Below are 14496 nucleotides of genomic sequence, written 5' to 3'. Positions count from 1 at the left end.
ATCCATCCAAACTTTCGATTGTACGGATGAGGCCCTAAAACCTACATTCACCGCATGACGAGATCGGAGACATGAGCAACTTGCCCGCTTCCCCCTTGCTGGTCGGCTGTGCGGCCGGCTTTTCGGGCGACCGCACCGATGCCGCCGGACCGGTGGTGGACACGCTGATCGCGCGCATGCAGCACGGCCCCTCGGAGCAGCGCGCTTTCCTGATCTTCGAAACCCTGGCCGAGCGGACGCTCGCGCTGGCGCAGCTGCGCCGGCGCGCCGATCCGGAAGCGGGCTACGAGCCGCTGCTCGACGCGATGCTGCGTCCGGTGCTCGCACGCTGCCTGGCGCACGGCATCCGCATCGTCAGCAACTTCGGTGCTGCGAACCCGCGCGCCGCCGCCCGCCACATCGCCCGCATGGCGCGCGAGCTCGGCGTTGCCGCGCCGCGCATTGCGGTGGTGGAAGGCGACGATCTGTCGGCGCCCGCGCAGCGCGCGCTGCTGCGCGAACAGCTGGGTGCCGAGATGGACCGGATGCGCCTGGTCAGCGCCAACGCCTACATCGGCGCCGAGCCGATCGCCGCCGCGCTCGATGCCGGCGCGCAGATCGTGGTGTGCGGGCGCGTTGCCGATCCGTCGCTGACGGTGGGGCCGGCCATGTCGCACTTCGGCTGGCGTTCCGACGACTGGGACCGGCTCGCACGCGCCACCATGGCCGGCCATCTGCTCGAATGCGGCGCGCAGGTCTGCGGCGGCTACTTTGCCGATCCGGGCTACAAGGAGGTGCCGGGCCTGGAGGCGATCGGTTTTCCGATCGCCGAGATCGACGCAGACGGCCTCTGCATCATCGGCAAGGCCGATGCCACGGGCGGCCTGCTCAGCGAGGCCACGGTCAAGGAGCAGCTGCTGTACGAGGTGCACGACCCGGCTGCCTACCTGACGCCCGACGTGGTGGCCGACATCGGCGACGCCGAGGTGAGCGCCGTCGGGCCCGAGCGCGTCGCGCTCTCCGGCGTGCGCGGCCATGCGCGGCCCGCCGACTACAAGGTCAACGTCTGCTACGAAGGCGGCTGGCTGGCCGAAGGCGAGATCTCCTACGCCGGCGCACGCGCCGAGGCGCGGGCACGGCTGGCCGCCGACATCCTGCGCAAGCGGCTCGCGGGCCTCGCGCTGCGGGTCGACCTGATCGGCGCGATCAGCATCTTCGCGGACGACGCCGGCCGCATGCTGGACGCGATGCCCGAGAGCGGCGCGCGCGACGTGCGGCTGCGCGTGGCCGCGACGCACGAGGAGCGCGGCGAGGCCGAGCGGCTCACGCGCGAGGTGATGGCGCTCTACACCTGCGGCCCGGCCGGCGGCGGCGGCGTGCGCACGGCGCTCACGCCGCGGCTCAACACGCGCTCCTGCCTGTTGCCGCGGGAGCAGGTGCCGGTGCGCTTCGAGATCGTGGAGGCGGCATGACACAGGTGCACAAGGTCGCGCTCTTCCGCGCCGCCCACGGCCGCACCGGCGACAAGGGCAACCGCTCCAACATCAGCGTGATCGCCTGGCATCCGGAGCTCTATCCCTTGCTGGTGGCACAGCTCACGCCCGAGGCCGTGGCCGCGCAGTTCGGCCACCGGCAACCGAGCCGCGTGCAGCGCTTCCTGCTGCCGAAGCTGCACGCGATGAACTTCGTGCTCGACGATGTGCTGGACGGCGGCGTCAACGATGCGCTGAACCTCGATGCGCACGGCAAGGCGCTGTCCTTCCTGTTGCTGGACATGTCCATCGAGGTGCCTGCCTCGCTGGCGCATCTGCTGATCGGCCCGGCCGATGCCTGATCTTTCGCTTCGCTTATTCATTCATCCAGGAGACATCACCATGATTCGCATTCGACCCCTCGCGCTGGCCTTCGCCGCGCTGCTGGGCGCCGGCGCCGCAGCGGCGCAGACCTACCCCGACAAGCCCATCAGCTTCGTCGTGCCTTTTGCCGCAGGCAGCGCGACCGACCAGATCGCGCGTGCGCTCGGCAATGGCGTGACGGCGGAAACCAAGCAACCGGTGGTGATCGACAACAAGGCCGGCGCCAGCGGCTTCATCGCCTCGCAGCAGGTTGCGAAAGCGCTGCCCGACGGCTACACGGTGCTGATCACCACCAACACCACGCACGCCGCCAACGAGCACCTGTTCAAGAAGCTGCCCTACGACCCGGTGAAGGACTTCAGCCCGATCGCCGCTTTGGGCAAGGGCGGCCAGATCATGGTGGTGAATCCGAACTCGCCGGCCAAGACGGTGGCCGAGTTCGTCGCGCTCGCGAAGAAGGAGCCCGGCAAGCTGAGCTTCGGCAGCGGCAGCTCCTCGAGCCGCATGGCCGGCGAACTGCTGCAGCAGTTGGCCGGCATCAAGCTGCTGCATGTGCCCTACAAGAGCAACCCGCTCGCGGTGACCGACCTCTTGGGCGGCCAGATCGACATGATGATCACCGACACCGCGACCGGCCTGCCGCAGGTCAAGGCCGGCAAGCTGCGCGCGCTCGGCGTCTCGGGCGCCCAGCGCTCGCCGCTGGCACCGGAGGTGCCGACCATCGCGGAAGCCGGCGTCAAGGGCTACGAGATGGGCTACTGGTTCGCGGCCTATGCGCCCGCGAAGACGTCGCCGGCGGTGGTCAAGCGGCTCAACGAACTGCTGGTCAAGGCGGCGAAGAGCGAGGCTGCGAAGACCGCGTTCTACGAGCCGAGCGGTACCGAAGTGTTCACCACCTCGCCCGAGGAGCTCGCGAAGTTCCAGCACGGCGAATCGCAGAAGTGGGGGCGCATCGTCAAGGCGGCGGGCATCGAGGCCGAGTAAGCGTCGCTGTCCGAAGAGGCAGCCGAGGAGACAAAAATGCAGATGAGAATCAATGGACGCTGCCGCGTCCTGTGCGCAGCCGCGCTTGCGGCACTGATGACGCTGGCCTGCGGTGGCGGCGGCGGTGGTGGTGGCGGCATCGTTGCGCCCCCTGCGTCCGCACCCGCGGCGGCGCAGATGAAGCTGACGATCAGCGCCACCACCGACATGCCGGGCAGCTTCGGCAGCGTCGGCGCCTACGAACAGCTGACCGGCACGATCAGCGGCGAAGTCGATCCGAAGGACCCGAAGAATGCCGTGATCCAGGACCTCGATCTCGCGCCGGTCAATGCGCGCGGCATGGTCGAGTACAGCGCCGATTTCGTGATGCTCAAGCCGAAGGACATGAGCAAGGCCAGCGGCGTGCTGCGCTACGACGCGCCGAACCGCGGCAACATCCTGACGATGCCGAATCTCGCGGCGAATCCCAGCGATGCGGTGTTCTTCGAGCGCGGCTACGTGTGGATGTTCTCGGCCTGGCAAGGCGACGTTCCGAAGAGCTCGCCGCAGCGCTTGACGGTCACGGTGCCGGTCGCGAAGAACAAGGACGGTTCGTCGATCACGGGGCCGTACGCCACCGAGCTGCTGACCTCGGCCGCCGCGCCTTCGCTCAGCCTGCCGGGCGGCGTCTTCAACGGCACGATGATTGCGTATGCGCCCGCGAGCCTCGACAACACGCAGCCCGGCTATCTGCTGACGCGCCGCGTGAACGAGACCGACCCGCGCATTGCGATCCCCGCCGCGGACTGGAAGTTCGCGAGCTGCAACGCCACGGACAACCCGTTCCCGGGCACGGCGGATCCCGCGCGCATCTGTCTGAAGGGCGGCTTTCAGCCGAACACGCTTTACGAGCTCCAGTACGTCGCGAAGGATCCCAAGGTGATGGGTGTCGGCCTCGCGGCGCTGCGCGACACGATCGCCTTCTTCAGGAGCCAGCAAGCCGATTCGGCCGGCACCCCGAATCCGATCGCCGGCAAGATCCGCCATGCGATCGGGCAGGGCACCTCGCAATCGGGCAATGCGATGAAGACCTTCCTGCACCTGGGTTTCAATCAGCGGCTCGACGGCGGGCAGGTCTTCGAGGGCATCTACGCCCATGTCGCGGCGCGCCAGACCAACATCAACACGCGTTTCGCGGTGCCGGGCGGCGGCGGAGGCTTGCGCACCGATCACCGTGCCTTCGGCCAGACCGCGCCGCGCGCACTGGCGGCCGACTACGCCGACGCGATCTCGGGCCGCACGGGCGGCGTGATGAAGCGCTGCACCGAGACCGCCACCTGTCCGAAATTCTTCCTCGGCCTGTCGGGCACGGAGTTCTGGCAATTGCAAGGCTCGCCGGTGTTGACCGATGCCCTGGGTGCCTCGGACCTCGTCCAACCAGCGAATGCGCGCATCTACTACTACGCGAGCACGCAGCACGGCAGCGGCACGGGAAGCCTGGCGAGCGGAATCAATTTCAGTCCGACCTCGGCGGTGTATCCGATCGGGTCGATGACGGACCACGCCGATACCTTCCGCGCCTTGTTCATCGACTTGGAGGATTGGGTCGTCAAGAATCTCGCCCCGCCCGCGAGCCAGGTGCCGAAGCTCGCCGACGGCACGCTGGTGCGGCCCGACCAGCTGGTGTTCCCGACCATCGCGGGCGCCACCTGGCCGCTCGCGGGCGGCGGCGCGCCGACGGCGATTCCGGCCTTCAACTATCTGGCGCGCTACAACGGCTTTCCGCTGCTCGACTACGGCCCGCAGTACAGGCCGCAGGACGAGTCCGGCATCCCGACGGTGGTTCCACCCTCATACATGGGCAAGGACTACGCGATCCTGGTACCGCAGGTCGATCCGGGCACCGGCCTCACCAAGGCCGGCATCCGCAACGTCGACGTGCAGGCGCCGCTGGGCACCAGCCTCGAGTTCAACTACGTGGCCACGCCGGGCATCGTCGATCTGGTGAACCTGTCGGGCAGCTTCATCCCCTTCCACAAGACCGAAGCGGCGCGCATCGCGGCCGGCGACACGCGGCCATCGATCGAATCGCTCTATGGCAACCAGGCCGGCTTCGTGACCGCGGTGACCGGCGCGGCCAACAGCCTGGTGGCCCAGCGCTTCCTGTTGCAGCGCGACGCGGACCGGAGAATCGCGCGGGCTCAAAGCACCGTGGTGCTGCCTTGAGCGAAGCGCGCGGCCGGATCAGGCGGTCTCCGCGAGCGCGTCGCCCAGCGCATTGACCAGGCGGTCGATCTCGGCCTTCTCGGCGATGAAGGGCGGCGCGAGCTGGATGGTGTCGCCGCCGTAGCGCACGTAGAAGCCCTTCTTCCAGCAGTTCATCGCGATCTCGTAGGGGCGGCGTCCCGGCTCGCCGGGCAGGGGGGCGATCGTGAGGCCGGCAGCCAGCCCGAAGTTGCGGATGTCGGCCACGTGCTTGCTGCCCTTGAGGCTGTGCACGGCGTTCTCGAAATGCGGCGCCAGCGCCTTCGCGCGGCCGGGCATGTCTTCCTTCTGCAGAACGTCGAGCGCGGCGATGCCGGCGGCGCAGGCGACCGGATGCGCCGAGTAGGTGTAGCCGTGCGGGAACTCGAGCATGTAGTCGGGGCCGCCGGCCGCCATGAAGGTGTCGTAGATCTCCTTGCTCGCAATCACCGCGCCCAGTGGCTGTGCGCCGTTGGTGACCTGCTTGGCCACGTTCATGATGTCCGGCACCACGCCGAAGGCATCCGCGCCGGTGAGCGCGCCGCAGCGGCCGAAGCCGGTGATGACCTCGTCGAAGATCAAGAGGATGTTGTGGGCGGTGCAGATCTCGCGCAGCCGCTGCAGGTAGCCGCGCGGCGGGATCACCACGCCGGCCGAGCCCGCGAAGGGCTCGACGATCACGGCCGCGATGTTCGATGCATCGTGCAGCGCGATCAGATCGAGCAGGCGCTCGGCCAGTTCGGCGCCGTGTTCGGGCATGCCGCGCGAGAAGGCGTTGGATGCGAGCTGCGTGTGCGGCAGATGATCCGCCTCCACGCCCTGGCCGAAGAGCTTGCGGTTGGCACCGATGCCGCCGACCGAGATGCCGCCGAAGTTGACGCCGTGGTAGCCCTTCTCGCGGCCGATCAGCCGCGTCTTGCCGGCGAGGCCCTTGGTGCGCCAGTAGGCGCGCGCCATCTTGAGCGAGGTGTCCGCGGCCTCGGAACCCGAGCCGGTGAAGAACACGTAGTCGAGCCCGGCGGGCGTGAGTTCCTTGAGCTTGTTGGCGAGTTCGAAGGAGAGCGGGTGGCCATGCTGGAAGGCCGGCGCGTAGTCGAGCTTGGCGATCTGGCGGCTCACGGCCTCGGTGATCTCGGGGCGGCCGTGGCCCAGGCCCGAACACCACAGGCCCGAGAGGCCGTCGAAGATCTTGCGGCCGTCGCCGTCGGTGAAATAGGCGCCCGTGGCCTCCACGATCATGCGCGGGTCGGCCTTGAAGTTGCGGTTGCCGGTATAGGGCATCCAGTGCGCGTCGAGCCAGGCGGCGTCGGTGCGCAGGGCAGGGTTCGGTTCGAGGGCGGTCGATGCGGTGCTCATGGGCGCTTCCGGAGGTGATGGGAATGCGTCGATTGTTCGCACGGCCTTCAGTGTGGAGAATGGCGCAATATCAATCTTCACTTGACGATCCATGCAAGTAAAACCGCCGCGCGAAAGCGCCGCCAGGAGCCGCGCCGTGCTCGGCCAGCTGAGCGACATGGACCTGCGCCTGCTCAAGGTGTTCAAGAGCGTGGTCGAGTGCGGCGGCATGGCGGCCGCCGAGCTGGAGCTCAACATCGGCACCTCCACCGTGAGCCGGCATGTGAAGGATCTCGAAACCCGGCTCGGCCTGGTGCTGTGCCGGCGCGGGCGGGCCGGCTTCTCGCTCACCGCCGAGGGCCAGCGCGTCTACGACGAGACCCTGCGCCTCTTGGCCTCGGTCGACGCCTTCCGCGGCAGCATCGACGACATCCACAACCGCATGGGCGGGCAACTCGAGGTGGCGCTGTTCGACAAGACGGCGAGCAACCCGCAGGCGCGCATCAGCGAGGCCATCGCCCGCTTCACGCAGCTCGCGCCCGAGGTGAGCCTGAGCGTGCACGTGGGGTCCATCAACGCCATCGAGCAGGGCGTGCTGGAGGGCAAGTTCCAGATCGGCATCATTCCGGCGCACCGTACGTCGAAGAGCCTGGTCTACGCGGATCTGTTCGACGAGACCATGCTGCTGTACTGCGGCGCGGGGCATCCGCTCTTCGACAGCAGCCACGCGAAGCTGAACTGGGCGCGGCTGCGCGAGCATCACTTCGCCGGGCTCGGCTACCACTCGCCCAACATGCAGCTCAGCCATCGCGCGAAGCTCACGCGCAAGGCCACCGGCTTCGACCAGGAGGCGATCGCGACCTTGATTCTCTCGGGGCGCTTTCTCGGCTTCCTGCCCGATCACTATGCGCAGGCCTTCGAGCAGCGCGGCCTCATGAAGGCCGTGCTGCCGGCGCGTTTCAACTACAGCTGCCGCTTCGTCAGCGTGCTGCGGCGCTCGCCCAAGCCTTCGCGCGCGGTGCTGGCCTTCCAGGCCTGCCTCGCGGCGGCGCACGCGCCCTAGGAGAGCCGGTCCAGCAGGCTGTACCAGGCGACGCCTGCCGCCACGTAGAAGCGCTGGAGGCCGTGCAGCGGTATGGCCTGCATCGGCGTCACCGGGTAGGGGAAGCTGCTGCTGTCGCCGGTCAGGCGCGCGGCCAGATGCCGGCCCATGCTGGTCGCCAGCGCAATGCCGCGCCCGCTGTAGCCGAGCGCCATCGTGACGCCCGGCGCCGGCGTGTGCACGTGCGGCATGAAGTCGCGCGTGACCGCGATGCGGCCGGCCCAGCGGTACTCGTAGCGCAGCGGCCCCAGCTGGGGAAAGAGCAGCTCGAGCGAGCGCTCCAGGTGCGCGAAATCCTGCGGCCCGCGCGGATCGGCGAAGTGGCCGCGCCCGCCCATCAGGAGCCGCCCCTGCGCATCCTTGCGGAAGTAAAGCAGCAGGCGCTGCGAGGTCGATGCCGTTTCGCCGCGCGGGAGGATCTTGTCGGCGGCAGCACCTTCGATCGGCTGCGTGGCGACGATGAAGCTGTTCGCGGCCAGGATGGTGCGCGCGAGGCCGGGCCACAGCGGGCCCGTGTAGCCGTTGGTCGCCAGCACCACCTGGTCGGCTGTGACGGTGGCGCCCGTCGACGTGCTCGCATGCCAGAGCGCGCCGCGGCGCTCGAGCCCCGTCACCTGCGTTTCGCCGTGCACCGCCGCGCCCAGACTTTGGGCGGCGCGCACCAGGCCGCGCGTATAGGCCAGCGGCTGGATGCCCCCGGCGCGTCCGTCGAGCCAGCCGCCGGCAAAGGCTTCGGTGCCGAGGCGGGCGGCGACGCCGGCGCGGTCCAGCAGCTCCGTTGTCACGCCGCGCCGTGACCACTGCGCGGCACGGGCGTGCAGGCCGGCCACCGCCCGCTCAGAGTACGCGGCCTGCACCCAGCCGCTGCGCACCGGCTGGCAGTCGATGCCGTGACGTGCGATCAGCTCGAACACGAGGTCGGCCGATCGTGACACGGCGTCGATCAAGGGCTCCGCGCGCTCGACGCCATACAGACGCACCAGGTCGTCGGGATCGTGCTTGAGCGTCGGGTTGACCTGCCCGCCGTTGCGCCCGGAGGCGCCCCAGCCCGGCTCATGGCTTTCGAGCACGCAAACCTGCGCGCCGGCCTCGGCCAAGTGCAGCGCCGTCGACAGGCCGGTGAAGCCGCCGCCGACGACGAGCACGTCGGTCTTGTGCGATTCCGTGAGCCGCGGCGTCGGCGGCGCGGCTGGCGCGGTGGCGGCCCAGAGCGAAGGTGGAAGCTGTTGGCCCGATGCGAACCGGTTGTCCGTCACTGCAAAACCTCCGCGGGTGCGGCCGACGGGTGCAGCACGCGCCGCAGGAAGTCCTGCGTGCGCGGCTGCCGCGGCGCGCCCAGCACCTGCGCCGCCGGGCCTTCCTCGACGATGCTGCCGCTGTGCAGGAAGCAGACGCGGTCCGCCACCTCGCGCGCGAAGCCCATCTCGTGCGTGACCACGATCATCGTCATGCCTTCGCCCGCGAGCGCGCGCATCACGGCGAGCACGTCGCCGACCAGTTCCGGATCGAGCGCCGAGGTGGGCTCGTCGAACAGCATGGCTTCGGGCTTCATCGCCAGCGCGCGGGCGATCGCCACGCGCTGCTGCTGGCCGCCCGAGAGCTGGGCCGGGTAGGCCTGCGCCTTCTCGGCCAGCCCGACCTTGGCCAGGAGCGCCATCGCCTCGTTGCGCGCCTGCGCGGGGTTTTCGCGCAGGACGTAGACCGGGCCTTCCATCACGTTCTGCAGCACCGTGCGGTGCGGGAACAGGTTGAAGCGCTGGAACACCATGCCCATGCGGCTGCGCAATTTGTGGATGTTCTTGCTGCCGCGGTCGACGCGTTCGCCGAAGGCGCGCACCTCTCCGCCTTCGTACGACTCCAGCCCGTTGATGCAGCGAAGCACCGTGGACTTGCCCGAGCCCGAGGGGCCGATCAGGCACACCACCTCGCCGGCATCGACGTGCAGGCTGACGCCCTGCAGCACGCGGTGCTGGCCGAAGCGCTTCTCCAGTTCGGTGACGCGGATCATGCTTTCCTCCCGGCGCCGAGACGGCGCTCCAGCCGGCGAAGGCCGTAGACCAGCGGCAGGCTCATGATCAGGTAGAGTAGGGCGACCAGCGTGTAGACCGTCATGTTCTGGAAGGTCGAGGACGCGATCAGCTGGCCGGCGCGCGTCATCTCGGCCACAGTGATGGTGGAGACCAGCGAGGAGTCCTTGAGCATCATGACCAGCGTGTTGCCGTAGGGCGGCAGCGCGATGCGAAAGGCCTGCGGCAGGATCACGCGGCGCATGATCATCGCGGAGCGCATGCCCATGGCCTGCGCGGCCTCGCGCTGGCCCGCGTCGACGGCCTCGATGCCGCCGCGGAAGTTCTCGGCCTGGTAGGCCGAGTAGGCGATGCCCAGCCCGATCACGCCGGCCTGGAAGGCCGTGAGCTGCACGCCGAACTCGGGCAGCACGAAGTAGATGTAGAAGAGCTGCACGATGATCGGCAGGCCGCGGATCAGGTTGATCACCGCCGTTCCGGTCCAGGACAGGGCGCGCACCGGCGACAGTTTCATCAGCGCCAGCGCCAGGCCGAGCACGCTGCTGAGCAGAAAGGAGAGGACGGTCACCTGCACCGTGACGACCGCGCCCTGCAGCAGGATCGGGAGGAAGTCGCGGGCGTGCTGGAGGAAGGACGCGGGCACTAGATGCCCCACTTCTGCACGATCTTCTGCAAGGTGCCGTCAGCCTTGATCGCCGCGATGGCCTTGTTGATCCGGGCCAGCGTCTCGGTGTCGCCCTTGCGCACCACCAGGCACACGTCGCCGACGTTGACCGGCTTGTAGCTGTCCACCAGCTTCACGCCGGTGAAGGTGTTCTGCCGCAGCTGGTAGGCGATGATGGGCTGGTCGCCCAGGCCCGCCTTGATGCGCCCCAGCGCGAGATCGCGCGTCATGTCGGCCACCGAGTCGTAGCTGCGCACCTCCTTGAAGATGCCCTTCTTGGTGAGCATGTCGATGAAGACCGTGCCGACCTGCGCGCCGACCACCTCGCCCTTGAGCTCGTCCAGCGAGGTATAGGCCCGCGTGTCCTCGCTCTTGACGATCAGGCCTTCGCCATAGGAATAGACCGGATCGCTGAAGTCCACCACCTGCTGGCGCGCGGCCGTCTTCAGCATGGCCGCCGAGACGATGTCGATCTTGTTCGAGGTGAGCGAGGGAATGAGCGCCGAGAACACCGTCTGCTGCACGTTGACCCCGAAGCCGCCCGCCTTGCCGACGGCGGTGACGGTGTCCACCATCATCCCCTGGATGGTGTTGGTCTTCACGTCCAGGAAGGTGAAGGGCACGCCGGTGGCCGTGGCGCCCACGTTGTAGGTCGGCGAGGCGCCCTGGGCGCAGGCGAGCGAAACGACACCTGCAGCGAACAGACCCGCGGCAAAGCGATGAAAGCGGCGAACGAAGGGATTCATGTGGACTCCTTGAGGAAGATGCAAATGGGCGGGCCGGAACAGCCCGGCCTTCATGCGATGCAACATGCGTGCCAATATTCGATTCTTAAGAACCTCATATCAATTGATGAAAACCACTAGTCGAATCATATGAATCGATAGTCGATTCTTTCGAATGGGGTCGCTATACTCTTCTGCGATGGACGCCCCACTGAAATCCGCCCCCGACGACAGCAGCAGCCTGCTTTTCAACCAGTCGCTGGAAAAAGGGCTGGCGGTCCTGCGCGCCTTCAGTGCACGGCGGCGCACCATGACGCTGGCGGAAGTGGCCGCAGCCACGGACATCAACAAGAGTTCGGCGCAGCGCATGGTCTTCACGCTGGAGCGGCTGGGCTATGTGCGCAAGCATCCCCAGACGCGGCGCTACCAGCTCACGCCGCGCGTGATGGAAATAGGCTTCAACTACCTGGCGGCCGATCCGCTGATCGACCTGGCCAACCCCTTCCTGTCGGAGCTGACCAAGGTCACCACGGAAACCTCCAACCTCACGGAGCCGGACGGGCTCGACATGGTCTACGTCGCCCGCTTCGTCAGCGCGCAGTTCGTGCCCGTCCACATGCCGATCGGCAGTCGGATCCCGATGTTCTGCACGGCCTCCGGGCGCGCCTACCTGAGCGCGCTTCCGGAGAGCGAGGCGCTGGCGCTGATCGAGGCCTCGGATCGCGTGGCCCACACCATCCACACCCGCACCGCGGTCGAGGACATCCTGGAGGCGCTGCGCCAGGCGAGGCTGCAGGGTTTCGCCACCAACAGCGAGGAGCTCTTCCTCGGCGACATGACCGTGGCGGCGCCCGTGCTGGGCAGCAACGGCCGGCCCGTGGCGGCCGTGCATGTGGTGGCGCCCACGAGCCGCTGGACGATGGATGACGCCGTGCGCAAGCTCGGCCCGACGCTGCTGCAATGCGCGCGGTCGCTGACGGGGTCGGTGCGGGGCATCGGCTGAGCCCCCCGCCACTACGCCTAGAAATCCAGCTTGGCGCTCAAGCTGAGGGTGCGCGGGTCACCGGGCTTGATGTAGTTCGCATACTGGTATTCCCAGTAGCGCTTGTTGGTCAGGTTGTTGACCGCCACCCGGAAGGTCGTGTCGTGGCCGCCAATGCGTGTCGCGTAGCTCGCGCCGATGTTCGCGACCGTGTAGCCGGCGAGTTTCAGCTGGTTCGAGGCGTTGAGCATGGTGCCGCCCGTGTACTTCGCGTCTGCCGACAGCTTGAGACCCGGCACCTGCGGCACCGCATAGGACAGCTGCGCCGTCGCCACGAAGTTCGGCGCACCCGCCACGCGGTTGCCGACAAAGTCGCTGCCGCGCTGGTAGGAGGTGTCGAGGAACATCAGGTTGCCGCCGAGCTGCCATTGCGATCCCAGGCGGGTGGAGGCGCCCAGTTCGAGGCCTTGGTAGATGGACTGCCCGTCTTGCACGAGGACGTTCTGGCTGTTCGCGTATTCGGCTCCGCGTTCGATGCGGAACAGGGCGGCCGTGGCGCTCCAGCGTTCGCGCTGGGTCTTGATGCCCAGTTCGTACTGCTTGCTCTTGAGCGGATTCAGGAGGTCACGGTAGTTGGCATAGGTGATGCCCACCGAAGCGCCTTGCTCGAGGGATTCGACATAGCTGGTATAGAGCGTCGTGTCCGGCGCCGGCTTGAACATCAGCGCCAGCGTGGGCGTCACCACGCCGCTCTTGGTGTATTGCGAAGACCTGGCGCCGGCGATGCTGTAGCTGTTCTGCTCGTAGTTGGTGCTGCGCAGGCCAAGCAGCGCGGACCACTGGTCCGACAGCTTCACGGTGTCGCTGGCGAAGATCGCGCGCTGCGTGATGTCGCTGTCGCGGTAGACCGAGAAGTCGGTCACGCTGGCATAGCCGTTGGTGTTCTGTGTATGGAGGTTGCCGGTGCCGATCTGCTGGTAGACGCTGTTGCTGCTGTAGTCGTTGGTCTGCTTCTGCCAGGACGCGCCCAGGGTTAGCTGGTGTTCGATGGCACCCGTGCGCAACACGCCTTGCGCCATCGCCTGCCATTGGTCGAAGCGATGGCCCTCGCTGCTGTCGGAGCGGAAGTCGTTGTAGTTGCCGCTCGGATCCAGCAGGTAGGCGATGCCCTCGTTGCGACTGCGTGTGGCCGTGCTGTGGCTGTAGCTGGTGCTCAGCGTCCAATCGGGTGACAGCTTGTACTGGAGCCCGGTCGAGTAGAGCTTCAGATCGGTGTCGAGGTGCTGTCCGGGCCCCACGAGGCGCTGGTTGTCGCCTCGGATTGCGGTGGGCAGCTGTGCCCCGACATAGCTGCCGGTGAAGATCGACGGGGTCTGGTCCGTGGAGTTGCGCTTCTGGTACAGCGCGTCGAAATTCCAGCTCAGGTCGCGCGTCAGCCTGGCATCGAGCGCCAGCGACACGGAATCGCGGCGGATGCCGCCGTCGTTGAAGGTCTTGCCTTCCTCGTGCGTGGCGTTGAGCCGGTAGCCGAAGCGGTCGTCGGCGCCGAAGCGCCCGCCGAGGTCGACGTGCTCGCTCCACACGCTGTCGGACTTGTAGCCGACCTCGATGCTCCTCACCGGCCGATCGGTCGGCCTCTTGGACACGTAGTTCACGATGCCGCCCGGCGATCCGAAGCCGTACATGAAGCCGGACGAGCCCTTGAGCAATTCGATCTGCTCGAAGTGCTCGTAGGGCAGGGTGATGGCATAGCTGAGGAAGGGCTTGCCGTCGATCCGATAGGCGTTCTGCCAATCCAGCGGCAGGCCCCGGACCGTGATGTAGCTGGCCCAACTGCTGTAGGCGCCGCTGTTGTCGGAGACCGAGGCGTCGAGGGCGAACACGTCGCCCAGCTTCGATACCTGGCGTTCCGCCAGGTCATCGTTCCTGACCACAGTGGTGGAGAAGGGCGTTTCAAGTTGCGTCCGCGCGCCGAGGGCGCCGCTGCTTACCTTCGTATCGAGGTGCTGGGACGTGTCGTCCTGCGACGCGGTCACGGTCACGACCGGCAGCGCTTTTTGTTCGCTCGTGGGCTCTTGCGCCTCGGCGCGGCCGCCCTGGGCGGCGGCCCATAGAACGAGCAGCGTCGCGCCGGTGTGCAGACTCAGCGTCGAGCGCTTGAAAGGGGGTGCAGAGGCAGATTTTGGCGACCGGTGGGTTTTGGCTGTGGCAATGGGTGTGAGTCTGACGTTCAACAATTTCTATCTCAGTAGTACAAATAGAAATCATTATCATTCACATTTAGGAGAAATCTTGGAGCCGATCGCTCGATATGGAATGGGAATTCGTGAGTGAGCCCTCGGCAAGGCACGCCATGAGAATGAACAAGAATTTCCATCACATCGTCTTCAACGCGGCTCGCGGGGCTCGCATAGCCGTTCGCGAACCAACCATTTCGCGAAGCGGCGGACCCTGAGCGGAGTCTTGGTTCAATAACACGAACGGCTTAAGCGAACTTTCACGCGGGATCCCGCCGCTGCGCATTCGGTCACGAAAGCGCGCAGATTCTTGCCACGCAGCTTGAAGCCTCGACCATGGCCGCCAGAATGCGCGCCTCAACAAGAAGAAGGTGTCGGGGCC

12 protein-coding genes are annotated in these 14496 nt (G+C 67.3%); 6 read left to right on the top strand and 6 right to left on the bottom strand.

Annotation, left to right across the window (positions count from 1 at the left end; translation table 11 throughout):
• Positions 1-71: 71 nt before the first annotated feature.
• The 4 genes from ACSQ9A_RS17515 to ACSQ9A_RS17500 are packed head-to-tail and all read left to right on the top strand — an operon-like array spanning position 72 to position 5024.
• The gene (locus ACSQ9A_RS17515; protein ID WP_436304571.1) at positions 72-1451 is read left to right on the top strand and encodes an acyclic terpene utilization AtuA family protein; all 1380 of its coding nucleotides are present in this window, start codon (positions 72-74) and stop codon (positions 1449-1451) included.
• Positions 1448-1813 carry an AtuA-related protein gene (locus tag ACSQ9A_RS17510; RefSeq protein WP_436304570.1) on the top strand — a complete coding sequence of 122 codons (366 nt, stop codon included), beginning with the start codon at positions 1448-1450 and terminating at the stop codon, positions 1811-1813. Before ACSQ9A_RS17515 ends, ACSQ9A_RS17510 begins: the two co-directional genes overlap by 4 nt.
• 40 nt (positions 1814-1853) lie before the next feature.
• Positions 1854-2819, top strand: coding sequence for a Bug family tripartite tricarboxylate transporter substrate binding protein (locus tag ACSQ9A_RS17505; protein ID WP_436304569.1), 966 nt, complete (start codon positions 1854-1856; stop codon positions 2817-2819).
• A gap of 36 nt (positions 2820-2855) precedes the next feature.
• Complete coding sequence (locus tag ACSQ9A_RS17500; RefSeq protein WP_436304568.1) at positions 2856-5024, top strand: alpha/beta hydrolase domain-containing protein; 2169 nt, start codon at positions 2856-2858, stop codon at positions 5022-5024.
• Between the two features lie 18 nt (positions 5025-5042).
• Here ACSQ9A_RS17500 and ACSQ9A_RS17495 read toward each other — a convergent pair whose 3' ends face one another.
• Positions 5043-6398 carry an aspartate aminotransferase family protein gene (locus tag ACSQ9A_RS17495; protein WP_436304567.1) on the bottom strand — a complete coding sequence of 452 codons (1356 nt, stop codon included), beginning with the start codon at positions 6396-6398 and terminating at the stop codon, positions 5043-5045.
• 91 nt (positions 6399-6489) lie between these two features.
• Between ACSQ9A_RS17495 and ACSQ9A_RS17490 the strand changes: the two genes are divergently transcribed.
• On the top strand, positions 6490-7440 hold the full coding sequence (locus tag ACSQ9A_RS17490) for a LysR family transcriptional regulator (protein WP_436304566.1): 951 nt from the start codon (positions 6490-6492) through the stop codon (positions 7438-7440).
• On the opposite strand, the gene ACSQ9A_RS17485 is transcribed toward ACSQ9A_RS17490, so the two are convergent.
• Genes ACSQ9A_RS17485 through ACSQ9A_RS17470 form a run of 4 tightly spaced genes read right to left on the bottom strand, consistent with a single transcriptional unit; the run spans position 7437 to position 10916 of the window.
• A complete protein-coding gene (locus ACSQ9A_RS17485) occupies positions 7437-8735 on the bottom strand; it encodes an NAD(P)/FAD-dependent oxidoreductase (RefSeq protein WP_436304565.1) in 1299 nt (432 codons plus the stop codon). The two genes, ACSQ9A_RS17490 and ACSQ9A_RS17485, sit on opposite strands and share 4 nt — an antisense overlap.
• The gene (locus tag ACSQ9A_RS17480) at positions 8732-9487 is read right to left on the bottom strand and encodes an amino acid ABC transporter ATP-binding protein (protein ID WP_436294495.1); all 756 of its coding nucleotides are present in this window, start codon (positions 9485-9487) and stop codon (positions 8732-8734) included. The genes ACSQ9A_RS17485 and ACSQ9A_RS17480 overlap by 4 nt, the downstream gene beginning before the upstream one ends.
• Entirely contained in the window at positions 9484-10149 is a 666-nt protein-coding gene (gene ehuD, locus ACSQ9A_RS17475) for an ectoine/hydroxyectoine ABC transporter permease subunit EhuD (protein ID WP_244503894.1), read from the bottom strand. Before ehuD ends, ACSQ9A_RS17480 begins: the two co-directional genes overlap by 4 nt.
• On the bottom strand, positions 10149-10916 hold the full coding sequence (locus tag ACSQ9A_RS17470) for an ABC transporter substrate-binding protein (RefSeq protein ID WP_436304564.1): 768 nt from the start codon (positions 10914-10916) through the stop codon (positions 10149-10151). The genes ehuD and ACSQ9A_RS17470 overlap by 1 nt, the downstream gene beginning before the upstream one ends.
• Positions 10917-11094: 178 nt before the next feature.
• Here ACSQ9A_RS17470 and ACSQ9A_RS17465 point away from each other — a divergent pair, with 178 nt between their 5' ends.
• Complete coding sequence (locus ACSQ9A_RS17465) at positions 11095-11898, top strand: IclR family transcriptional regulator (RefSeq protein ID WP_436304563.1); 804 nt, start codon at positions 11095-11097, stop codon at positions 11896-11898.
• A 17-nt stretch (positions 11899-11915) separates the two neighbouring features.
• Here the strand turns inward: ACSQ9A_RS17465 and ACSQ9A_RS17460 are convergent, their stop codons facing one another.
• Entirely contained in the window at positions 11916-14024 is a 2109-nt protein-coding gene (locus ACSQ9A_RS17460) for a TonB-dependent siderophore receptor (RefSeq protein WP_436306314.1), read from the bottom strand.
• Between the last annotated feature and the right edge of the window lie 472 nt (positions 14025-14496).

This window comes from Variovorax sp. LjRoot290, from assembly GCF_964253985.1.
Lineage (GTDB): Bacteria > Pseudomonadota > Gammaproteobacteria > Burkholderiales > Burkholderiaceae_C > Variovorax.
Note: the sequence above shows the minus strand (reverse complement) of the source record. Positions and strands in the feature narration are given on the sequence as shown.

What these genes read in the sequence shown, in the direction of transcription:
- ACSQ9A_RS17515 (WP_436304571.1), top strand. Translation starts at nt 72, where the DNA reads ATGAGCAACTTGCCCGCTTCCCCCTTGCTGGTCGGCTGTGCGGCCGGC.
- ACSQ9A_RS17510 (WP_436304570.1), top strand. Translation starts at nt 1,448, where the DNA reads ATGACACAGGTGCACAAGGTCGCGCTCTTCCGCGCCGCCCACGGCCGC.
- ACSQ9A_RS17505 (WP_436304569.1), top strand. Translation starts at nt 1,854, where the DNA reads ATGATTCGCATTCGACCCCTCGCGCTGGCCTTCGCCGCGCTGCTGGGC.
- ACSQ9A_RS17500 (WP_436304568.1), top strand. Translation starts at nt 2,856, where the DNA reads ATGCAGATGAGAATCAATGGACGCTGCCGCGTCCTGTGCGCAGCCGCG.
- ACSQ9A_RS17495 (WP_436304567.1), bottom strand. Translation starts at nt 6,398, where the DNA reads ATGAGCACCGCATCGACCGCCCTCGAACCGAACCCTGCCCTGCGCACC.
- ACSQ9A_RS17490 (WP_436304566.1), top strand. Translation starts at nt 6,490, where the DNA reads ATGCAAGTAAAACCGCCGCGCGAAAGCGCCGCCAGGAGCCGCGCCGTG.
- ACSQ9A_RS17480 (WP_436294495.1), bottom strand. Translation starts at nt 9,487, where the DNA reads ATGATCCGCGTCACCGAACTGGAGAAGCGCTTCGGCCAGCACCGCGTG.
- ACSQ9A_RS17470 (WP_436304564.1), bottom strand. Translation starts at nt 10,916, where the DNA reads ATGAATCCCTTCGTTCGCCGCTTTCATCGCTTTGCCGCGGGTCTGTTC.
- ACSQ9A_RS17465 (WP_436304563.1), top strand. Translation starts at nt 11,095, where the DNA reads ATGGACGCCCCACTGAAATCCGCCCCCGACGACAGCAGCAGCCTGCTT.